18 protein-coding genes and 1 pseudogene are annotated in these 20,432 nt (G+C 61.0%); 7 read left to right on the top strand and 12 right to left on the bottom strand.

The window, feature by feature from the left end:
• Positions 1–2: 2 nt before the first annotated feature.
• Positions 3–1,442, bottom strand: coding sequence for a M23 family metallopeptidase (locus AB4Z15_RS17410; RefSeq protein WP_442018281.1), 1,440 nt, complete (start codon positions 1,440–1,442; stop codon positions 3–5).
• A 519-nt stretch (positions 1,443–1,961) separates the two neighbouring features.
• Here AB4Z15_RS17410 and AB4Z15_RS17405 point away from each other — a divergent pair.
• The 3 genes from AB4Z15_RS17405 to AB4Z15_RS17395 all read left to right on the top strand — a co-directional run bounded on the left by AB4Z15_RS17405 (position 1,962) and on the right by AB4Z15_RS17395 (position 5,757).
• Positions 1,962–4,196 (top strand): McrB family protein, encoded by a 2,235-nt coding sequence (locus tag AB4Z15_RS17405; RefSeq protein ID WP_442018280.1) that lies wholly within the window; start codon positions 1,962–1,964, stop codon positions 4,194–4,196.
• Between the two features lie 79 nt (positions 4,197–4,275).
• Positions 4,276–5,484, top strand: coding sequence for a 5-methylcytosine restriction system specificity protein McrC (locus AB4Z15_RS17400; protein ID WP_442018322.1), 1,209 nt, complete (start codon positions 4,276–4,278; stop codon positions 5,482–5,484).
• A 33-nt stretch (positions 5,485–5,517) separates the two neighbouring features.
• Entirely contained in the window at positions 5,518–5,757 is a 240-nt protein-coding gene (locus AB4Z15_RS17395; protein ID WP_442005865.1) for a PLDc N-terminal domain-containing protein, read from the top strand.
• A 3-nt stretch (positions 5,758–5,760) separates the two neighbouring features.
• Here the strand turns inward: AB4Z15_RS17395 and AB4Z15_RS17390 are convergent, their stop codons facing one another.
• The gene (locus AB4Z15_RS17390) at positions 5,761–7,431 is read right to left on the bottom strand and encodes a sensor histidine kinase (protein WP_442018279.1); all 1,671 of its coding nucleotides are present in this window, start codon (positions 7,429–7,431) and stop codon (positions 5,761–5,763) included.
• 100 nt (positions 7,432–7,531) lie between these two features.
• On the opposite strand from AB4Z15_RS17390, the gene AB4Z15_RS17385 reads away from it, so the two are divergent.
• Positions 7,532–8,275: a response regulator transcription factor gene (locus tag AB4Z15_RS17385; protein WP_442005867.1), complete on the top strand. Its 744-nt coding sequence runs from the start codon at positions 7,532–7,534 to the stop codon at positions 8,273–8,275.
• 73 nt (positions 8,276–8,348) lie between these two features.
• Here the strand turns inward: AB4Z15_RS17385 and AB4Z15_RS17380 are convergent, their stop codons facing one another.
• The 6 genes from AB4Z15_RS17380 to AB4Z15_RS17355 form a co-directional block, all read right to left on the bottom strand.
• On the bottom strand, positions 8,349–8,651 hold the full coding sequence (locus tag AB4Z15_RS17380; protein WP_442005868.1) for a DUF4193 domain-containing protein: 303 nt from the start codon (positions 8,649–8,651) through the stop codon (positions 8,349–8,351).
• A gap of 388 nt (positions 8,652–9,039) precedes the next feature.
• The gene (locus AB4Z15_RS17375) at positions 9,040–10,119 is read right to left on the bottom strand and encodes a LacI family DNA-binding transcriptional regulator (RefSeq protein ID WP_442018278.1); all 1,080 of its coding nucleotides are present in this window, start codon (positions 10,117–10,119) and stop codon (positions 9,040–9,042) included.
• Positions 10,120–10,157: 38 nt separating this feature from the next.
• Positions 10,158–11,069 carry a carbohydrate ABC transporter permease gene (locus AB4Z15_RS17370; RefSeq protein ID WP_442018277.1) on the bottom strand — a complete coding sequence of 304 codons (912 nt, stop codon included), beginning with the start codon at positions 11,067–11,069 and terminating at the stop codon, positions 10,158–10,160.
• On the bottom strand, positions 11,066–11,947 hold the full coding sequence (locus AB4Z15_RS17365) for a carbohydrate ABC transporter permease (protein ID WP_442018276.1): 882 nt from the start codon (positions 11,945–11,947) through the stop codon (positions 11,066–11,068). The genes AB4Z15_RS17370 and AB4Z15_RS17365 overlap by 4 nt, the downstream gene beginning before the upstream one ends.
• Positions 11,948–11,993: 46 nt before the next feature.
• The gene (locus tag AB4Z15_RS17360) at positions 11,994–13,328 is read right to left on the bottom strand and encodes an ABC transporter substrate-binding protein (RefSeq protein WP_442005872.1); all 1,335 of its coding nucleotides are present in this window, start codon (positions 13,326–13,328) and stop codon (positions 11,994–11,996) included.
• Between the two features lie 39 nt (positions 13,329–13,367).
• Positions 13,368–14,804 carry a GH32 C-terminal domain-containing protein gene (locus tag AB4Z15_RS17355; protein ID WP_442005873.1) on the bottom strand — a complete coding sequence of 479 codons (1,437 nt, stop codon included), beginning with the start codon at positions 14,802–14,804 and terminating at the stop codon, positions 13,368–13,370.
• 148 nt (positions 14,805–14,952) lie between these two features.
• Here AB4Z15_RS17355 and AB4Z15_RS17350 point away from each other — a divergent pair.
• Positions 14,953–15,234 (top strand): annotated as a pseudogene (locus AB4Z15_RS17350) (PDDEXK nuclease domain-containing protein); the annotation flags it as partial.
• 336 nt (positions 15,235–15,570) lie between these two features.
• On the opposite strand, the gene AB4Z15_RS17345 reads toward AB4Z15_RS17350, so the two are convergent.
• From AB4Z15_RS17345 to AB4Z15_RS17335, 3 genes are all read right to left on the bottom strand, one after another.
• On the bottom strand, positions 15,571–15,879 hold the full coding sequence (locus tag AB4Z15_RS17345; protein ID WP_442005874.1) for an RES family NAD+ phosphorylase: 309 nt from the start codon (positions 15,877–15,879) through the stop codon (positions 15,571–15,573).
• On the bottom strand, positions 15,876–16,505 hold the full coding sequence (locus AB4Z15_RS17340) for a hypothetical protein (protein WP_442005875.1): 630 nt from the start codon (positions 16,503–16,505) through the stop codon (positions 15,876–15,878). The genes AB4Z15_RS17345 and AB4Z15_RS17340 overlap by 4 nt, the downstream gene beginning before the upstream one ends.
• Before the next feature lie 81 nt (positions 16,506–16,586).
• The gene (locus AB4Z15_RS17335; protein ID WP_442005876.1) at positions 16,587–16,982 is read right to left on the bottom strand and encodes a nuclear transport factor 2 family protein; all 396 of its coding nucleotides are present in this window, start codon (positions 16,980–16,982) and stop codon (positions 16,587–16,589) included.
• Between the two features lie 328 nt (positions 16,983–17,310).
• On the opposite strand from AB4Z15_RS17335, the gene AB4Z15_RS17330 reads away from it, so the two are divergent.
• Positions 17,311–18,111: an SDR family NAD(P)-dependent oxidoreductase gene (locus AB4Z15_RS17330; protein ID WP_442005877.1), complete on the top strand. Its 801-nt coding sequence runs from the start codon at positions 17,311–17,313 to the stop codon at positions 18,109–18,111.
• 64 nt (positions 18,112–18,175) lie between these two features.
• Here the strand turns inward: AB4Z15_RS17330 and AB4Z15_RS17325 are convergent, their stop codons facing one another.
• Complete coding sequence (locus AB4Z15_RS17325) at positions 18,176–18,928, bottom strand: helix-turn-helix domain-containing protein (RefSeq protein ID WP_442005878.1); 753 nt, start codon at positions 18,926–18,928, stop codon at positions 18,176–18,178.
• Between the two features lie 408 nt (positions 18,929–19,336).
• On the opposite strand from AB4Z15_RS17325, the gene AB4Z15_RS17320 reads away from it, so the two are divergent.
• Positions 19,337–20,398 carry a sugar ABC transporter substrate-binding protein gene (locus AB4Z15_RS17320; protein WP_442018275.1) on the top strand — a complete coding sequence of 354 codons (1,062 nt, stop codon included), beginning with the start codon at positions 19,337–19,339 and terminating at the stop codon, positions 20,396–20,398.
• The last annotated feature ends 34 nt before the right edge of the window (positions 20,399–20,432 follow it).

The following is a 20,432-nucleotide window of genomic DNA, read 5'->3' as shown; positions in this document are numbered from 1 at the left end:
GCTCAGGGCGTCGGAGTGGGCGTGGCCGTGATGGTTGCCGTCGGTGTGGGCCCGGTGGTTGGGGTTGCTGTGATGGTTGGAGTCGGCGTTGGCCCTGTACTTGGGGTCGCTGTGATGGTTGCGGTGGGAGCGGCCGTGGCTGTCGGAGTGGGCGACGGCGTGGGGTCGGATGTGGGCGTTGGGGTTGCCGTGGGCGTCGCGGTAGGTTCACTGGTTGGAGTTGCCGTCGGCGCGGTCGTTGGGGTCGGCGTGGGCGTTGTTGTTGGAGATGCCGTGGGTTCAGCGGTGGGGGTCGGGCTGGCCGTTGGGGTCGGCGTCGGCGTAGCAGTCGCAGTTGGTGTGGGCTCCGCCGTGGCAGTTGGTGTGGGCGTAGCCGTTGGGGTGGCTACAGGTGTGGGAGTGGACGGCGCAGCCGGCGTGGGGGCCGACGTCGCCTGCTCGCCAAGTGCGCCGCCGAGCGACCACACCGGAACGTCGCCAACCGGCGTCGTTCCTGTTGCTGGTGAGTAGCTCGTGAGCCTGAGCAGATCCACGGACGACTCTTTGTCCAGCGGAATCAGGCTCCACGATGATGGATCCACCAGCAAGCCATTCACAATTGTTTCAAAGTGAAGGTGGCATCCGGTCGAGGAACCAGTGGAGCCGACCAACCCGATGACGTCCCCGGCTTCAACTACTTGCCCCTTGCGGACGGCGCTCGCCTGCAGGTGGTTGTACGTGGTGATCAGCCCGTTGCCGTGATCGATTTCTATCCGGTTGCCTCCGCCCCAGGCATGCCAGCCCACCTCGCGCACGTAGCCGTCGTCGGCAGAATGAACCGGGGTTCCACAGGGCGCCGCGAAGTCCTGCCCGGTATGAAATTCACCAGGGGCACCGGTGATGGGACTGGTGCGCAGCCCGAAGGGTGAGCTGGGGCGCAGAATCACCAGTGGGGACATTAAAGTGCCTGGTCCTGGCCGGACATGACCTGACGCAGCGTTACCGACTGATGTTTGCCACCAACCGCTGCCGCTGGAACAAGGGAGTGTCAGCGGACCTTGGGAGTTCAGGAAACCCACGATCTTCTGGGCCAGCTCCCGGTACTTGGTGTAGTGGTCTGGATCCTGGTTGTGCTGTACCTGGTGGATGGCCAGGGTGGAAGGCAGAAGCTGCCAGTCCTTGATGCCCTTCAGAGCTAGGAAGAAACTGGTTGCGCTGATGAATGGATCCATGCGATCGGCATAAGAGCCCCATGCCCCGTTGGCGCGCTGCTGGAACAGCCCACGGGAGTCGGGGCCGGCGCTATCGCCGAAGTCCTTGTTTTCCAGGGAAGATTCGCCAAGCGCGGCTTGTACCCCAAGGATTTGGGCATCGGAGGGAAGGTCCAGTTTTTCCGCCGCCACCATGATGGCCGAAGCATTGCGGAGTTGGAGGTCCGAAGGAGCGCCGATTGTGGACGCCACTCCAAATCCTGAGGCTGTTTGTTGACAGAGCGTCGACGCCAAAGGGTTTGTAGGCGCGGGCTCAGACGTCCCCGAAGTGTTGGTGGCCTGAACCGGAGTGTCATTCGTGGACCGGTTGGCTACGGACGACGCCTCCGTCGATGAGTTTGCCCGGATCTGTTGGATGGCCGAGGGCGCCGTGGTGGCTGCTCCAGATTGGAAGCAGCCGAGCAGGACCGCTGCCGCAATAAGCGCTAACGGAAACCGGGCGCGAACACGCAGCCGCGTTGGGCCTTTGTCAGGAGGTTTGCTGTTCACAAATCCCGCTCCTGACATGAGCCCCCGCCCGGCGAAAAGCGTTGGAGGTCCACACCATTGTCTGGATCCGATCACTGCATGTTACGGGTACTGCATGTCTATGGGAATCAGAGGCTCACGTCAAGCCATGTGCGCGCGAACATCATTACTGAACCAGCGTTCTACGGGTCCTGTGCGCGTCCAAATCCAGATGCTTGGCTAAGTCAAACAAGGTAAGTTGGCATGGTGACCCCCTCCGTGAAGCCTGCCATTGACCGCGCCCCCGGAATCTCCAAGGAGATCGAGGACGCGGCCTGGTATGTGCTGGGCCCGGCCCTCCAAGGAAGACCGTCAGCGCTGGACGGACGCACGCTGACGTGGACGGCAGACGCCGCCGGGGAGCTGCTTGAACGCCTTGAGCGTGGGGTGGAAGATTCCAAGGCCCCCATGATGACCAATCTCCGGCAGAACCTCGACGGCGCGTCCCGTGAAGCCAAGCTGCTGGCAGTGGAGCTGCTCTTCCTTCAGTCCTTGCCGCTGGCCCACGAGGTCAAGTCCCTCAGGGTCAAGCGTGCCCGCGTGGCCGAGGCTGCCTCCTGGGTGGAACCGGCCATCGAGTTGCCGGAACAGCTCTACGAGGGCATGACGGACCACGGCGTGATCCGCGACCGTACAGCCGAGTTCAACTGGACCATTTGGGACCACCTGAAATGGCTGTGCCGCTTTGTTGCCCACGTGGACGGCCAGAGCACGGAAACCATCAATCAGGCGCTCGCCGATCCTTTGAAGTTCCACGAGCTTGCGGTTGGAACACCAGAGGACCAGGCGGCCCTGCGCCGCAGCATTGAGTATTTGGTGTGGCCCAGCTACTTCGAGCCCGTGGTGGCTGACGTGGAGCGCCGGGAGATTCGTGATGCTTTCGCCTCACTCGTTGGTGGCGCCGGGGGCGATACCGAAGAGGACGTGACTGCGGACATTCACAGGATCCGGCTGCACCTGGACGAACAAGCCGGCCAGCGCATCGATTGGTACGCACGCCAGCTGGTCAGCCAATGGCGCAAGGTGGGAGACCCCGGCCGCAGATCCTGGTTGCTGCGTACGCATCACGACAACGCTGATTTGCTGGCCGCGTGGGTTGCTGAAGAGAAAGCCACGCTGGATGTCGAGCACCTTCGCTCGCTCACTGCCGGAGTCACTGCGGGCGTTGTCCAGCATGCCGTGGATGAGGATTACAAGCACCTGGGCTATGTAGAGCGCGAGGACACCAAAACGGCGGTCTTCGCCTTCCTCACTGTGATGAAGCCCGGAGACCTCACGCTCTACCAGAACGCCGGACGCGTTCGGGTTGGCGTGGTCCTCGGCGAACCAGAACACCACGAGGACAATCGGCGTATCCGTCGCAAGGTCCGCTGGTTCGATGACAGTTACGCCATCACCGAACTACCGCGCCATGCACAGCGGCAATTGTCCACGCCCGGCATCATCGTGGATGTCACCCGGGTTATTCAGGCGCTGCAGGAACTCCTGCCGGTAGAAGCCGAAACCGACGGCGAGGACGAAGCGCCGCCCACCGCCGTCGTCGAGGTTGTCCAGCAGGGTTTCCGGCCGTTGACGGAAGAGTTCGCGGCGTCCCTCCACATGGACCTCGAGCCGCTGAAGGAGATCGCCGAACTGCTCGAAGAGAACCGCCAATTGGTTCTTTATGGTCCGCCAGGGACCGGCAAAACGTACCTGGCCAAGCACCTCGCTGCGGAGCTCGCAGGCGACAGCACCGATGAACGCGTGAAGCTGGTGCAGTTCCATCCGTCGTACGCGTACGAGGATTTCTTTGAGGGTTACCGGCCGGACAAGACCGACGACGGACAGGTCTCCTTCAAGCTTGTGGCCGGGCCGTTGCGTCGGCTCGCGGAGGAAGCTGCCAAGCCGGAGAACGCGCACAAGCCGTACTTCCTGATCATCGATGAGATGAACCGTGCCAACCTGGCCAAGGTCTTCGGCGAGCTGTACTTCCTCCTTGAGTACCGTGACGACCGCATTTACCTGCAGTACAGCCCCAACGAGCCCTTCAGCCTGCCGGACAACCTGTACATCATCGGCACCATGAACACCGCGGACCGCTCCATCGCCATGATGGACGCCGCGATCCGCCGCCGGTTCGCGTTCATCGAGCTGCATCCCAAGGTGGAACCGGTCAGGGGCTCGCTGAGGCGCTTCCTCCAAGCCCGTGGCCTGGACACCCTCAACGCCGATCTCCTGGACGCCCTCAACGACGCCATCGACGACTGGGACCGTGACCTGATGATCGGGCCGTCCTATTTCATGAAGAATGCTGCCCAAAACCCCACAGGTCTTCGCCGCATCTGGAAGTACGAGCTCATGCCGTTGCTGGAGGAGCACTATCACGGGCAGTTGAACCGCGCGCAGCTTGAGGAACGCTTCGGCCTGGACCAATTGCTGGGACGACTTGCTGCCCGCTAAGGACGTCCCGCCACGCCCGCGTCGCCCGCCCGCAAGCGCCGGCAAGACGTCGGCGGCTGCCGGGACCCGGCACATCGTCATGGACGAGCTCTCACGCGGACTCGTTGACAAACTCGACCCCCCAACGGCTGCGTTCATCAATGCCAGTGGGCTGGCCAAGGCCTCACCGATTGGCATGGGCCTCTACAGGATCGAACCCGTGGGCAAGGTCGGATCGGTAAGGACTTCCACCGTCCAGCTGGAGGTCCGCCCCAAGGACCGGCTTGGCCTGAGTCGTTTGCTTTTCCTCCTCAGCTACGCCGGCGACCAAGGCTTCCGCGACCACTCGGTGGAAGCAACTGAGCACCCGGATCTCTGGAGCGCCCTGGCCGAATCACTGGCCCAACTGGCCGACCGCGCCCTGAGCCGCGGCGTCCTTCAGGGCTACCTCACCATTGATGAATCGCTGCGGACCGTCAAAGGCCGCATCCGCATCTCGGACCAAATCTCCCGCCGGCCCGGCATGATGGTGCCCTTGGAAGTGTCCTACGACGAATTCACTGAGGACATCGCTGAAAACCGCATCCTCCGCGCCGCTTTGGAACGGATGGGGAAGGTGCCAGGTGTCCGGGCCGACGTCCTGAGCCGCTTGCGCCAGCTCAAGGGAAAGCTCGACGCCGTCACCCGCCTTCAGTCCGGAGCTCCACTGCCGCCGTGGCGGGCCAACCGAATGAACCTCAGGTACCACGCCGTTCTGCGGCTCTCGGAGGTCATCCTGCGCAATGCCTCAGCCGAGGCCGGAGAAGGGAAGCAGCAGACGGCTTCCTTTGTGGTGGATATGGCACAGGTTTTCGAAGAGTTCGTGGGCACGGCCTTGCGCCACGCGATGAGTGCCTACCCAGGGGAGATGCGCCTCCAATATGGAGCGATGCTCAATGAGGCTGTCCGGGACTCTGATCGCCTGACAGTCCGCCCCGACGCCGTGCACTTCCTGGGCGGGAGGCCGGTAGTGGTCTACGACTCCAAGTACACGGCGGCAGGAGATGCCGGCGCTTCACTGAATGCGGACCATTACCAATTACTGGCGTACTGCACCGCACTCCGGGTCCCGACGGCATGGCTTGTTTACGCTGGACCGGGCGAGATGAAGCTCCGCAGGATCCTCAACACGGACATCGACATCGTGGAGTATCCGCTGGACCTGTCCCTGCCGCCGTCGGAGATCCTGGCCGCAGTGGCGGACCTCGCGGAACAATCGTGGGGCGAGGTAGTGCGTCAGGCTGTGGCGGGACGAACGGCGTCCGACTAGCCTGATAACTAAATCTTCACGGATGGAGGCATCATGGCTCGCAGGAAATCGTGGCGCGATATGAGCAAGGGCCAGCGGATCATGCTCATCGTCAGCGGAGCCATCAATATGGCCCTGCTCGGTGCGGCGCAGCGGAGCATCGGCAAGACCCCCGATTCCAGAATCAGGGGAAAGAAGGCGGTGTGGCGTGCTGTTTCGTTCATCAACTTCTTCGGACCGGTGAGCTACTTCCTCTTCGGCCGCCGTCGTGATGCCGCAGTAGCCGGGCGCTAACGCTCAGGCGGGCATCTTCACGAGGAAGGTCGTGCCCCGGCCGGGTTCGCTTTCCAGCGTGATGGTTCCACCATGCGCTTCAACGATCGCCTTGCTGATGGGCAGTCCAAGCCCGACGCCGGGAATGGTGCTGTTGCGTACGCCGCCGGCACGAAAGAACTTGGTGAACGCCTCGGACTGCTCTTCTTGGGTCATACCCATGCCGGTATCGGACACACGGCAGAACACGAATTCCTGGTCCTCCCACGCGGCTACTTCTACGTCTGCGCCCTGGGGGGAGTACTTGATGGCGTTTGATACCAGGTTGTCCAGGACCTGGGCTATGCGTGAGGAGTCCACATGGGCTTCCAAAGAGTCAGGGACATCCATGGACAACCGGATGCCCGCCTTGGCAGCGCGGGGACCGGCAGAACTCACACTTCCCCGCACCAGCTCAGCCACGTCCACTGTGTGAGGCTGAATGATCATGTGGCCCGACCGCACCGCCAACAAATCGGACACCAGGGTAAGCAACCTTTCGGCGTTCCGCCGGACGATATCCAGCTGCCTGCGCGAGGAGGGATCGAGGGACCGGGGATCATCCAGCAAAAGCTCCACGTAACCAAGGATGGATGTCAGCGGCGTTCGGAATTCGTGGGAGACGTTGGCCACGAAGTCGTCCTTGGCTGCCAAGGCATTGACCAGGTCCGTGACGTCGCTGAAGACGACGACCGAGCCGGCGAAGTTCCCGGCGTCGTCAACCATGGGGCGGGCACTTGTGGTGAACGCACGCTGCTCTGCTCCGGAACCAAGCCACACGAGCTGGTCTGTGAACCTTTCGCCCAGAACCGCGCGCCGGACTGGACGGCGGTCGACGGGCAACGGCGTGGTCCTGTCCTGGTCGAAGACGAGCAGCTGGGATTCGTTCGGATCGTCATTGCCTGCAGGAGTTGCCAGGGAGTGCGTGTGTCTTTGGCGGCGGTTCATAAGGATGTCATGACCATCGCCGTCCACGGCCACCACACCCAGCGGCAGGGCTTCCATGACGGTGTTGAGCAGCCGTTCCTGTTTGGTTCTGATGTCCAGGGCTTTCTTTAGCTCCTCGTCCTTTTGCTCCAACGCGCGCTGCTGTCGGACCATGCTTAGCGTCAGCACGCTCACGGACACGCCGATGCCAAGCATCAGGATGGGGAAGAGCAGGGGTTTAGTGAGGTCCCGCTCCGTTAGTGATCCGTTGACGAACAAGGGGGCCCACACGATGCAAAGCGGACCCACGAATGACAAAGCAATGGCCAGTCTTGGGTATAGACCGGATGCACAGAGCCAAATGACGGGCAGGACCACCAGGACGCTGAGTCCCGTGAGCGATTCCTGCCCTCCTTCCCTGCCGAAGGAAATTGAGACCATGTCCAGGATCGGTATCGCCAGGAAGCTGGGGAACGGGAGCCGGTGCCAAGGCACAATGACGCACACCGCCAACAGGAATGCCTGGCTCAGCAGGAAGAGGAGAAACAGGGGATTCTCGAGGGTGGCCGGGAAAAAGAGCCACACCAGAATCGCCGAAATGCAGACACAGACAGACAGCGGCAATTGGCTGAGAACCACCCTCATTCGCAGGGTGTGTTCGTGGAAAGAGCGCCGAAAAACCAGGAGTTTTTTCTTCTCCCCAAGATCCCAGGTGGTTGGGCGGGTCACGGCGCAACCACCGGGAATGCAGAAGAAAGTCGGTTCATGAGATCAGCCTAACCATAATGGTTATACTTCGAAGGGTTATCGAAGGGGCTGAGGGGCAGCGATGAGTGAAGTACGTGTGGGGCTGGTCATTGAAGATGACCAGGATATTCGCGAATTGGTGCGTGTGGTCCTTTCGCAAGCGGGGTTTGACGTCCATGTTGCATCCACTGGATCCGCGGGCGTTACGTCAGCCCGTGAACTGAATCCTGACGTCATAACGCTGGATCTGGGCCTTCCCGACATCGATGGCTTCGAGGTGGCACGGCAGATCAGGAAATCCTCGGACGCCTACATCATCATGCTCACCGCCCGGGCGGAGGAACTGGACACCCTCATGGGCCTTGAGGCCGGCGGTGATGATTACCTGACCAAGCCGTTCCGTCCGCGCGAACTTCGCGCCCGCGTCGAGGCCATGATGCGAAGGCCCCGCGCGTCGTCGGAGTCCAAGGCAGCCGTGGAAGAAACTGACCCGGAAATGAGCCACAACGGCCTTGCCGTTTCGGCAGGTTCCCGGACGGCAGTCCTGAACGGCAAGGAACTGAGGCTGACACGCACCGAATTCGACCTCCTGCTCGCCCTCCTTGAGACCGGCAGGATCGTGCGGACCAAGGCAGATCTGGCGCGGCGACTCCGCAACGAACCCTACGACGTCGGCAGTTACGTCAGCGACGCCGACGAACGTGCCGTTGAGGTACATATGGGCAACCTGCGCAAGAAACTTGGCGACAGCATCCAGAACCCGCGCTGGCTCGAGACCGTGCGCGGCGTTGGGTACCGACTGGCGCCGCTGGCTCAGGGCAACTGAGCTGCGTCACTGAGCCGCCTGGGCGCGATTCTGCGATGCTGTTCGGTTCGTGGTGGTACCTACGGCAATGGGTTTAGCCTTCGCACTCGATGCAGTATGAGTGGCCGTTGGCTTCACGTGCCAATTGGGACCGGTGCCGGACCAAGAAGCAGGAGTAACAGGTGAATTCGTCCTCGGCCTGGGGAATGACCTGAACGATGAGTTCCTCGGAGACAATTTCACCGCCGGGCGTCAAGCCTTCATCGAACGCATCGGCCTCGTCCAATTCCGTGACGACGCTGCGGGCATCGGGTGCGTTGGCAGACTTAAGTGCCTCCAACGAGCGGTCCTGGGATTCCTTGACGTCGGAGCGGACTTCGTCGTAATCAGTTGCCACTTAGGTGATTCTCTTTCTGATGTTCGATTCTGACGACACTGCAACGCACACCATCGGGTTATTGTTCCCGGGGATAAAGATTCGCCGCGTCTTGACCGGATTCTCCCGCGCGGACCCAATTGCGCAACAAGCCGTTGCCCAATTGCCGTGGGGGCATGTCGTCGTCCTTTTGGACAAGACAGACACTCGACGACATGACGAATCCGCGCCGGAGCCCTGATCTGACCCTCGCGGGAGGAGGGAAGAACCTCCTCCCTCAACATCGTTGGTATAGCCTCGGCCTTTGGCCGCGGGATTCTGGCATAAGGAGGCGCAGCTTGGCGGGGGCGCCGGCGACAGCAGCGCAGTGCGACGATGCGGTCCCCGAGTCCAGCCGGGTGCTCGAAACCTATACGGGCGAGTGCGCAGCCACGGATGCGCGTTCAATGGTGGGGCACGCAATCTTCACTGCGGAGTCGATGGGTGCTTCGTCCAAGCCCAGCAGCATGCGTACTCCTGCCGCCCCGAGTTCGTAGTGCGGCAGCGACACTGTGGACAGCGGCGGCCGAAGGTGGGCCGCGATGACTTCCTGGTTGTCGAATCCGACCACGGCAATGTCGTCAGGGATGGACAGCCCGTGTTCCCGCAGTCCGTCGTAGAGTCCCATGGCCATGCGGTCGTTGTAGCAGTACACGGCGGTGACGTTGCGTTTGAGCAGCTCTTCGGTGGCGCCGTATCCGCCTTCCTGGTCGGGGTAGGCTTCCATGACCAGGTCAGGGTCAAACCCAATGTTCGCGGCAGCCAACGCGTCTTTGTAGCCCTGGAGCCGTCCGTCTTTTGCCGGGGCGGGGATGGTGGCATTGATGAAGGCGATGCGTCGGTGGCCGGCGTTGAGCAGTATCTCCGTGGCGGAGTGCCCGCCCTGTGCTTCGTCGGGGACGACAGCGCGGGCTGCCCCGGGCTCTGTAGCGAAGCAGTTGACGAGGACGAAGTCGGCCTCACGCAGGGTTTCCGGGATGTCGGTCGGCCGGTGGAACCACGTCGAGTACAGGATGCCGCGTACCTTGTATTCCAGCATCATGGCGATCGCGTCCTTTTCCAGGTCGCGGTTGCCCTCGGTGTTGGCGATCAGTAGGGCGTACCCGTGTTTCCACGCTTCGTCCTGGGCTCCGTGGATGATCTGTCCAGCGAAGGGGGTGGTAGCGACGCCGTCTGCGACCAGCCCGATGAACCGTGAGGTGCCGCTGACCAGGGTCTTGGCCATTGCATTGGGGCGGTATCCAAGCTGCCGGATTGCGTCCTGGACGCGTTGACGCGTCTTATCTGCAATGCGGGCATTCTTCTTCTGGTTGATGACCAGGGAGACCGTGGCAGTGGACACGCCGGCCGCTTCAGCAACTTCGCGGAGGGTAACCGGATGCGCGCGGCCTATTTTGACAGGAACGTCGGGGGTGGCCGCGTTGCCCGAATTTTTCTTCTGCGAAATCATTTGCCCTCCATCGGGAGTATATCCGGCTGGCATGGGCGTCACCCCTTCGTCGCCCCGCTCTCGAGGCCTTGGATCATCGCCTTGTTCAGCACGAGGAACACCAGCAGCAGAGGCGTGATCGTGACGCAGACCGCGGCAAAGGTGGCCGTCCAGTCGGTTTTTCCCATGGCTCCGATGTAGTTTTGCAGGCCCAGTGGGATCGTCTTGAGGCCCTCAGAGAGCACGAACGTGTTGGCGAAGATGAAATCGTTCCAGATGAAGATGCTGTTGACCAGAACGACTGTGACCACAGTATTCACGGAGAGGGGGAGGGTGATCAGCCCGAAGATCCGGTAGGGGCCCGCGCCATCCAGCGAGGCGGCCTCGTATGTCTCGCGAGGGATGTATTCAAAGAAGGAGGAGAAAAGGTAGATCGACATCGGAAGAGCGAATCCCGCCAGGGGAATGATCATCGACGGGTAGGTGTCGAGTAGGTTAACGGTCGAGTAGTCGATGAAAAGCGGTACCAGCGCGATCTGCACGGGCACGATGATGCCAATCATAAACAAGCTGCGGACGAACTTGCTGAACCGAAAGCCGAGGACCTGCAGGGCATAGGCCGCCATCATGCCCAGAAGCACGATCAGCAGGTTGGCGCCCATCGTGACAATGAAACTGTTGACGATGTTCATCCCGAGATTGCCGGTCTCAAACGCGCGGGCGTAGTTATCGAATGTGATCGCCTTGGGCAGAGCAAACGGGTCGCCCGTCGCGAAGTCATTTTCGGTGCGCAGACTGGTGATGAAAAGCCATGCGAGCGGGTAGACCTGCACGATGACGATGAGCGCGATGAGGACCTTTGATAGGGTGCCGTGCAGGCTTCGTTTGCGCCTGCGCCGCGTGGGCAATGGTGGCCTGCTTTCTGATGTTGCAGGGCTGTGCCTTGTGATCCGAGCTGCTTGCGCGGTCATGCGTCCGCCTTTCGTTTGAGCATGAAAAGGATGAGTCCGACGGCGACCAGGCACTCGACAACGATAAATACCGAGATGGTGCTGGCGTAGCCGAAGTCGGTGCTGGTGAAAGCTGTCTTGTACATGTAGGTGGTCAGCAGTTCCGAGGACTGTCCGGGGCCGCCGTTGGTCATCAGATAGGGGATGTCGAATCCGCGCAGGCCGTAAGTGGTCGCCATGATAGTGGTGGTGATCCAGACGGGCCGGATGTGCGGGAAGCGGATCTTGGTGAACAGTTGCCACCGTGATGCACCGTCGAGGCGGGCGGCTTCCTCAAGTTCCTGCGGAACGGATAGCAAGGCCGCGTAAATGATGAGCATGTACAGCCCCGTGAAGCGCCAGCCTTCCGGTACCGATACTGCCGTGAGGACGGTGTTCACGTCTGAGAGCCATGCGTGTTCGAGGGTGCCGAGGCCGATCCACTGCAGCACCTGGTTGAGCAGACCCACCGGGTCGATCGAGTAGATCCGCACGAAGAGGAATGCGATAGCCACGGTGGAGATCACGGCCGGCAGCAGGTAAAGAGTCTTAATTAGTTCGCGGCCGCGGCGCAGAGAGGTGAGTAGGGTGGCGACAAGCAGCGCACCGCCGAGCTGCAGGACCAGACAGATAAACAGGTAGCCGAGTGCATTGAAGAAGGAGCGCCAGAAGACGTCATCGCCGGTGAACATCCGTAGGTAGTTGGCGAGGCCGACGAACTCCATGTCGCTGATGCCGTTCCAGGAGAAGAAGCTGAGGAACAGGGACTGGAGGATGGGGAACAGTACGGCGGCGCCGTAGAGCAGCAGGGGTGGGAGCAGGAAAACCAGTACTGAGAGTCGGGACCTGTTGGGGAGCATGGTGGGGCCTTTCGGGTGGGGGGCCGAGGCCCCCCACCGTTATGTGTTATTTGAAGAACTTCGGTGCGTTCTGCGCGATGGTGCTGTCCATCGTGCTGGTGAACTGTTCCGGCGTGATGTCGCCCTGGACGAGGAGCACGAGTTCTTGCTTGAGCCGTGAGTCAGTTGTCGGGTCCAGCTGCGTATCCCACGGCATGGCCTGCTGGTCTCCCAGGTCGTTTGCTGTCTCGAGGGCCTTCTTGTACAGGGGAGTCGCATTGGCCGGGGTGGCGGTCTGCACGTTGGTCGTCGGTGAAAGAGCGCCGGTGGCCGCGTACTCGGAAGGGTATTTCGTCAGGGCAAACTTGAGGAAGTCACTGACGAGCGGGTCGTAGGTCTTGGCATTGACAGCCATGCCGATTCCGGACGGCGAGACGTATTCGTTGGCAGCGGTGACGGATCCTTCAGTTGTCGGGAGGGTGAGGAAATCAATATTGTCCCGAACTGCCGGGTTCAGCTTGTCAGTCGCCAGGCTTGGCAATTCCCACGTGCCGATGTTGTACATCGCTGCCTTCCCGGAGGTGAAAATGTTCTGGGCGTCGGAGTAGCCCTGCGAGGAGAAGCCATCCTGGAAGCACTTGTTTTTGCCCAGGGCAGCCAGCCAGTCAACGGCCTTCTTCCCGGCAGCGTCTGAGAACTTCGCGTTGCCCTTCTTCAGCTTCTGGAGGAAGTCGGGACCCGCTGTCCTGAACGGCTGGTAGGCCATGTAGCGTTCCAGGGGCCACTGGTCCTGCCCGTCGATGGCGATCGGGGTGATTCCGGCGTTGCGCAGTGCGGTGCACATCGCGGGGATGTCGTCCAGCGACTTCGGTACCGGGACGCCAGCCTGCTGCAGCAAGGCCTTGTTGTACCAAATGAACTCCAGTTCGAATTGGAACGGGATCATGTACAGCGATCCGTCATCGAATCGCTGGTAGTTCAGGGCGTTGGGTCGGTAGTTGTCATACACGCCCAGGTCTTTGAGCAGCTTTTCCGCGTCCACCATCTTGCCCTGCTTGGCGAGCTGTTGGGCGAAGGGTGTGGCATCCGTGTCGAAAAGCTCGGGAAGCTTGTTCGCGGCGGCGAGGGTCTCGAGTTTCTGGATATATGAGGGGCGGTCGGGGGTGGTGATGAGGTTCAGCGAGAAGCCCGGGTGGTCCTTGGCATAGTCGTCCGCGACCTTCTTCATGATGTTGATTACTGCCCCGTCCGCTGGGCGAGAGAGCAGCCATGAGATTTCCCTCGGTTTGATCTCGCCGGTGGGCCTCACATTGGCAGGGCCGCCGGCCCCTCCGCCGGCGCAGGCGGCCAGGGACAGCGCAGCTATGGCCGCGACCGCAGCCGTGCGAATCAGTTTCTTCATGGAACAATCTCCTTTGATTTGAGCCGAAAGTGGTGGTGTTTAGTTGTCTGTGCGTTTACGTATCTGAAGTTCGGTAAGAGCAGCGGAGCCCTCCCCGGTGAAGATGCCTATCCGCCCCGCGGGCAAGTCGTAGATCCGGGTGCTGAGGGCGACCTGCCGATCAACAACGGCAACGCACAGGTCCCCGTCGACGATGACTTCCAGCGTGTGTTCGCCGGGAGGCAGGTGGCAGGGGCGTTCCAATTCGATGTCGAACGGGATGTCCCCGGAGACATGCCACTGCGCGTCGCCGGTGATCTTCCTTGGCCACCGGTCGAAAACCATGCGCCCGCGCTTCGGTTCCAAGCGCAGGACGTAGGACTGATCCCCGTCCTGGCTTGACCGGAGCAACAGCCCGCATTCGGTGGTGTTGGGGTCAATGTCCAGTACTGCCTTGGCGTAAAACTGGCTGGGCAGTTCTTCTTCGGACACGATGGCGGTGTACCCGTCCGGTACGTCCAGTCGTGTGGGCAGTTCGGCTGGCAGGGTTACCGGGACGTCTTCCCAGAAGCTGTCTACGAGTTCGTCGGCGAAGGAGAATCCCAGTGTTCCGTCGGGGTTCTGGCGTGCTTCCAGGACGGACATTGTGCCGGCCCACTGCCAGGGACCGTCGTCGGTGTTGCCTTCCTTGCTTGCGATCCATCCAAAGAAGAAGCGGCGACCATCGCGCTCTGCGGACTTGGATGCGTAGAAGGCGCGGCCGTCGACGCTGTCAAGATTGGGTACGGTCCACGGGCCGTCGGGACTCTTGGCCATTCGGTAGCGGGTTGTGAACGATTCGGAAAACTCGGAGTACACCATGTACCACCAGTCGCCCCAGGAGAAGACGTCGGGGCACTCATGGGTGATGTAGCGGCGCGGGTCCCAGAATGGTTCGGTGTGCTGCCACGTCATGAGATCAGTGGACACGCACTGTGCGATGACGCCTCGGCGCCGTTCCGGTCCGGCGGAGTGGCGTGCCGCCAGCAGCATCCTCCACTGGCCTTTGCTTTCATCGCGAAACACGAAGGGATCCCGCCAGTCACCGGACTCGTAGCCGTCAGGGGCGCCGAAGGTGAGTTCCGGATGCTTTACCCAGCTCCGCATGTCATCCGTGCTCGTGGCGTGCATAACCAGCTGCAGGGGCGCGCCGTCGGGGCCGAGGTTCCGGGGGTTGTGGCCGGTATAGAAGAGGTGGTGGACGCCGGTGTCGTCGACGACGATGCTGCCTGTGTAGGCGTTGAAGTCCACGTCGGTTTCGCTGCCGTGATGCAGGGATACGCCGTGGTTCTCAAACTCCGTGAGGTCCTTGGTGGTGACCAGATTCCATGAAGTGCCGGGTTTCGGGTCCGTACGGTCTTCGTGAAGGTAGAAGAGCCAGAACTCGCCGTCCTTTTCGAAGGGGATGAGGTCCCCAACCCATCCGTTGGCGGGTTGGAAGAAGACTGAGCGTTTCATCTGCGCTGATGTCCATTCTGCTAAAGCGTTTGATCACTAGTAAGTTAGCGTTAATCGTGGGGGTGGTCAAGCGTTTTAGCAAAAGTTGTTTGGCGCCTTCTATGGTCTAGTTTCGGGGCGGGCATGGGACCCCGATTCCACCAACGCCTACGCGATGGGGGCAGTTCAGCACGGGTGGTCACGCAATGTGCTGCTGAACAAGATCATGAATAGAGCTCTGGAACGCACGGACAATGCCACTTCGAACTTTGCGCGGCAACTTGCTGCGCAATCATCCGAACTGGCCCAACAGGTTGCCAAAGACCCCTACAACTTCGAATTCCTCGGCCTCTCCGGGGAAGTCGTCCAACGTGATCTGGAAAATGCTCTGACCACCAGCCGGATCACCGAAACTCTCCGGGAAGTCGGACCGGGGTTCTCCTTCGTCGGCGGGGCCTCCTGCTACCTCGCGAGAACGTCGACTTTGAGGGGCGCACAGGTATTCACGAGCCAGCTGAAGCCGTCAGCCGCGGCGAAGGCAAGTCCGCTTCCCGGGACTACTTCAAGGTGGTCTTCCTGAAACCTGTCACCAAATAGCACGTTGGCTCTGGCACTGTTGTCGCGTCTAGACATCCAACCGAGCCGTCAAACCCTGCGGAGTGGGCTGCCTGTGCCCATTTGCGCGTCTGTGGGTAGTTATCCATCGGGGTGTCTGTAAGTTGGGTGGCTTCGATTCCGGGCGCACGAAGGCCCAGTCCGAAAAATTCTGCGATCCGAACCTGCCGCTTCAACTCCAGCCCCGCCAAGACACTGTTGGCGTAAATGCTGCGGGAAGCGTCGCCGGGGCGCCAACAGGGACATCGTGCAGCAGGGTCTCAGCCAAGGCAGCTTCCCGGGTTTCGGACAGGTACAGGGCCGGGACCATGGGGTCGCCGAAGAAGTGGAACCGGCCGGCGCCCTGGGGCCCGGGGTTGAACTGGTTGGGCCGGAACCGGTTGGAGTGAATACGGTGGAGGATGGTCCCAAGTGCCAAGACTCCGATGCGTGGCTCGAAGGGGTCGGGTGGCTCCGGGGTCGTGGGCCAGACGACCGTCACCAGATGGCCTCGAAGTGGGCCTCAGCCGCGGCGAGCAGTTGTTCCCGGTCGTTGAGATGGTCCACTGGCCGGCGCTGATCAGCGAATGCCGATGAAGGGGTTGCCATCCATAAGACCAGGTCTTCGTCCGGGACGTCGAGACCGCGGGTGAGCGCCACTAGCTCTGGAATGACAGGAAGGACGGTACCGCGCTGCAGATCGAATTGGAACTTCGGGTAGCGGATGGCCTGGCGGCGGGCATACCCGAGCAGCCTCCCGGCGGACCGCTGCGACGACGCGAAGTTCCGGTTGGTGGCCTTGGCGCCAAGGAAAGCTGCCGTCTCAGTGCTGCTCATCGACGGCAACTCGTTCTCGATCCGCCGCCACCAGTTCTCCTCCGCCTGCAGGCTGCGGACAAGTTCAGGAGAGGGCGTATCCGGATTGGACGCAATCGCGGCTCCCAAGGCGGAGATGCTGTTCGCTTCACTGAGAGCCCTTTTTAGGATCCATGCATCGACGCCGACAACCTCGGAGAATTCCTTCACGGTGGAGGGGGAGGATTTGGTGGCGAAAGAGCCGCCTGCAGCACGCCGACGAGCGGCTATCGCCTTCTTTTTCAGGATCACGTCCCGCCGTGAGGTCACCATTTCTCCTCCTGACAATGACGGTTGATACAGATGACTTTGTCATCTGTGAAAGACATCGCGTTCGTTCGTTTGCCCCTCGATCTACGCGGCGGCAGGCTTCCGGGGCGTCGGCTGGTAGGCCAGAAACTTCCAGGTTTCATCCTCCTTGACCCATACAGACAGGGCACTGTTGGCAAGGGTTTTATGGGTTCCGTTGACAGTGAGATCTGCGTTCATCTCGCCGAACACCAGTGCCGTGTCCCCGATAAGGAGGATGTCTTCAATGGGGTGGTCGATTCGGTGGTACTTGTAGAACCCTTTGCGAAGCTTTTCCAGGTAGCTGCCCAACGTGTCCCTGTCGCCGAGTGAATGGGTGTACACCAGCTGCTTGTGGCAGAGGTCTTCAAAGGCAGCGTAGTCACCATCGACTACGGCTTGGTAGCGTTTCGCCTCCAACGTTTCGATCTGGTTTTTCTCGGCTGCGGTGGCGTTATCCACGAAAGCGCTCTCCTTGCTTGAAGTGTTTGACCCCAGTCTGCTTCCAAGGTAATTGACGACAAGAAGAGTGTCAACTAATAGTTGACGAATCTCTCGCTCCAAGCAGCCAGGCCCCTGCCACGTCTTATCGCTCGGGCGCCGTTAGACGCCGGGTAGTGCGCAGTAATTAGGCACTTTTCGTAGTTTCTGAGCGTTCAAGCTTGGGTTCGCTTCGAACAACTATGTAACCTTTTACTTGACAGCTGTGTGTTGAATCACTTAACGTCGTCCTCGAATCCTTCGCCACCACAACCAGCGCTGCCGTAGTGCGGACCGAAAGGTAGATCTCATGGAATTGGAACTGACCGGCAAGAAGGCCATCGTGACAGGTGCCGCCCAGGGCATCGGGCGTGCGACCGCACTTTTGTTGACCGCAGAGGGGGCAACGGTGGCAGCGCTGGACATCGACAAATCGGCTCTGACCGAGCTTGAAGAACTGGCGGCGGACAATCCGGGCCGGATTGTCCCCGCCGTCGTGGACTTCACCAACGGCGAAGCCACCACCAACGCGGTCATTGAGGCCATTAGCCAGCTCGGCGGCCTTGACCTGTTGGTCAACAACGTCGGCTCCGGGGCGGTCCGGACTTTCGAGCAGATCTCAGACGAAGACTGGCAGCGGACGATGGAGTTGAACTTCATGAGCTACGTACGCACCATCCGGGCCGCCCTGCCTACGCTTCGTCAATCAACGGCGCCATGCATCGTCAACAATGCCTCCGATCTGGCCCGCCAGCCTGAAGCCCAGCCTGTTGACTACTCGGCAAGCAAGGCGGCAGTGCTGGCGCTGACGAAGTCTATTGCCCGCGCAGAGGGTCCGAAGATCCGCGTCAATGCGGTCGCTCCTGGGCCAATCTGGACACCGTTCTGGACCAAACCGGGCGGTTTCGCGGACACCTTTGCCACCCTTCACGGGATGGAACGCCAGGCGGCGGTCGAGCACGAAATGAAGCTGCGTCAGCTGCCACTGGAACGGCTGGGCACTCCGGAGGAAGTGGCACGCATCATCGCCCTGCTCTGCAGCCCGATTACCAGTTTCGTCACCGGATCCGTCTGGGGCGTGGACGGCGGCAGTATCCGCGGACTTATCTAGGTTCTCAGTCCGTCCTTGACGCCCGTCGGCAGGGCAACGGATGGACGGCACGAAGGGGTAGAAATCAGGAGTGTGAGTGGCCAATCGCCGCGGAATCGCCGTCGTCGGATCCGTGCCTCGCCCTGGCGAGGTCCAGAGGATGGGCGAAACCCTGACGGCCGACTACTGCCCAGATGGCGATGCAGTCTTCACCGGAGGTGTTACTGAGACGGTGCGGCACGTTCGAGTCGAAGTTCATGCTGTCTCCCGGCCCGAGAACATCGCCGTCAAAGGAGACCTGAACGTTCAGGTGGCCAGAAAGTATGTGGATGTACTCCCATCCAGGGTGGCGCATCAAGGCGTCCGCGGCACAGGACTCGCTCCCGGGTGCGTACGTCACCCGCAAAAACTCGACCAACGGATCCGCCCGTTCCGTAAGCCGCTCCCAGCGGACGCCTCCCATGTTGATCTCCGGACGGTCGCTGGCCCTTTGGATTCCTGGCAGGGAACCTGCCGGAGGGACGAACGCGGAAACACCGTTCAGTTTGTTCGCTGACGCTTTGGCGCTGGCGTCATTGGCCTGCTGGGCTGGCCCCGAGTGCTCACCGCTCATCAGCGAGTCCAGCGACAGTCCCAGTTCGGACACGATGGTGTACAGGGTTCCGATGGAAGGGACGGCACGGCCCAGTTCGACCTGCGACATAAAACTTGCGGAGATGCCGACCCGGCGGGCGAGCTCCCGGAGGGAGATTTTCGCCTTGGTCCGTGCGGCCCGGAGCTGACCGCCCAGTTGGGCGCGACCCTCTTCTGTAGCCGGTATTGTCTCTTGAATACTCATCGTGGGCCTTTCCGGCGATCCAACCCGGCATGCGAGCCAGTCGTTGATATGTCTGTCCACCAAGCGACCACTTAGCTGGCCACAATGTAAAGTCTGCGCTCACGCCAGTTTACCCTTCTCTTGCCCGCTCTGGCGATATTTGGCTGTTTATTTAGACTTCAGCCAGCACGACTGCGAGTTTGGACCTCCAGCTGTAAAGTTCAATGTGCTGTATTACTTGACAGTGTGGGGTGTGTCACTTTACATTTGAGGAGTGATGAAGCCGACGGCTGGCCATTAATGGAGGATTTCCCAGTCGCCACCGCCGGCCAAAGTTTTCGACAAGCGCCCGGTACTCGAAGCCGAGGACGGACCGCCCCGGAACAAGAAGAGTTCCACCGTGTATATCTACCTTCTAATTAGGAGCAAATGATGGTGCAGGATCGCAAAGGCGCCTCCGCATTCAAACTGAGCCGTCGCCACATCGGTGTCGCCGTGCTCGCCAGCGCCACTGTCGCGCTTTCCGCCTGTGGCGGGGGTGCAGCACCTGGAGGTGCTGATGAGAAGCCCACCGTTGGTTTCTCAGCAGGTGTCCTCGACAACCCCTTCACTGCGGGTCTGGTTGACTCGGTCGTCACCGAGGCCAACTCAAACGGCCTGAACATGCTCCCGGCATCCAACGCTGAAGGCGACCCCGCCAAGCAGGTGACCGATATCAACACACTGATTTCCCAGAACGTCAAAGGCCTTGTGACCATCCCCCGGGACAGTGATGCCGTCGTTCCGGCTATCCAGGCCGCGAATGCCGCCAACATCCCGGTGGTGACAGTGGACACCGCAGCCAACGGCGGCAAGATCTACATGAACATCAGGGCTGACAATGTTGCCATGGGCACCAGTGTCTGTGAACAGATCGGCAAGCTCACCGGTGGCAAGGGCACGGTGCTGGAGCTGCACGGCGCGCTGTCAACGACGTCGGGATTCGACCGCGACAAGGGATTCAGCGACTGCATGTCGGCCAAGTTCCCCGGCATGCAGATCATCAAGAAAGACACCAACTGGGAATCCGCGAAGGCTGTAGAGAATGCTCAAACGGTTCTGAGCACGTCCAAGATCGACGCGGTCTTCCTAGCCAGTGACTCAGTGATGCTCTCCGGCGTACAGACCGTAATGGAAGGCCAGGGCAAGTGGGCTCCCGCCGGACAGCCTGGCCACGTTCCCCTGGTGACGATTGACGGATCCAAGGGATCCTTGGAAGCCATTCGTTCCGGCCACGTTGATGCCGTCGTTTCCCAGCCCGTGGACCTCTACGGCAAGTACGGAGTCCAGTACCTTAAGGACGCTATCGCCGGCAAGGAATACAAAGTCGGCCCGTCCGAACATGGCAGCGAGATCGTCGACTACAAGGGAAACCTGGCTGACATGCTTCCTTCCCCGGTTATCACCAAAGCCAACGTTGATGACCAAAACCTCTGGGGCAACAAGAAGTAGCTGCCCCCTCCTTCCCTCGGGCAGGACCTGGGTG

The organism is Paenarthrobacter sp. 2TAF44 (assembly GCF_052114885.1).
Taxonomy (GTDB): domain Bacteria; phylum Actinomycetota; class Actinomycetes; order Actinomycetales; family Micrococcaceae; genus Arthrobacter.
This window is presented reverse-complemented; position numbering and strand designations above follow the sequence as displayed.

Coding starts and splice junctions, on each gene's coding strand:
- AB4Z15_RS17330 (WP_442005877.1), top strand. CDS start 17,311: ATGGAATTGGAACTGACCGGCAAGAAGGCCATCGTGACAGGTGCCGCC.
- AB4Z15_RS17325 (WP_442005878.1), bottom strand. CDS start 18,928: ATGAGTATTCAAGAGACAATACCGGCTACAGAAGAGGGTCGCGCCCAA.
- AB4Z15_RS17395 (WP_442005865.1), top strand. CDS start 5,518: ATGGCTCGCAGGAAATCGTGGCGCGATATGAGCAAGGGCCAGCGGATC.
- AB4Z15_RS17340 (WP_442005875.1), bottom strand. CDS start 16,505: ATGGTGACCTCACGGCGGGACGTGATCCTGAAAAAGAAGGCGATAGCC.
- AB4Z15_RS17385 (WP_442005867.1), top strand. CDS start 7,532: ATGAGTGAAGTACGTGTGGGGCTGGTCATTGAAGATGACCAGGATATT.
- AB4Z15_RS17400 (WP_442018322.1), top strand. CDS start 4,276: ATGGACGAGCTCTCACGCGGACTCGTTGACAAACTCGACCCCCCAACG.
- AB4Z15_RS17320 (WP_442018275.1), top strand. CDS start 19,337: ATGATGGTGCAGGATCGCAAAGGCGCCTCCGCATTCAAACTGAGCCGT.
- AB4Z15_RS17360 (WP_442005872.1), bottom strand. CDS start 13,328: ATGAAGAAACTGATTCGCACGGCTGCGGTCGCGGCCATAGCTGCGCTG.
- AB4Z15_RS17370 (WP_442018277.1), bottom strand. CDS start 11,069: ATGACCGCGCAAGCAGCTCGGATCACAAGGCACAGCCCTGCAACATCA.
- AB4Z15_RS17365 (WP_442018276.1), bottom strand. CDS start 11,947: ATGCTCCCCAACAGGTCCCGACTCTCAGTACTGGTTTTCCTGCTCCCA.
- AB4Z15_RS17405 (WP_442018280.1), top strand. CDS start 1,962: ATGGTGACCCCCTCCGTGAAGCCTGCCATTGACCGCGCCCCCGGAATC.
- AB4Z15_RS17355 (WP_442005873.1), bottom strand. CDS start 14,804: ATGAAACGCTCAGTCTTCTTCCAACCCGCCAACGGATGGGTTGGGGAC.
- AB4Z15_RS17375 (WP_442018278.1), bottom strand. CDS start 10,119: ATGATTTCGCAGAAGAAAAATTCGGGCAACGCGGCCACCCCCGACGTT.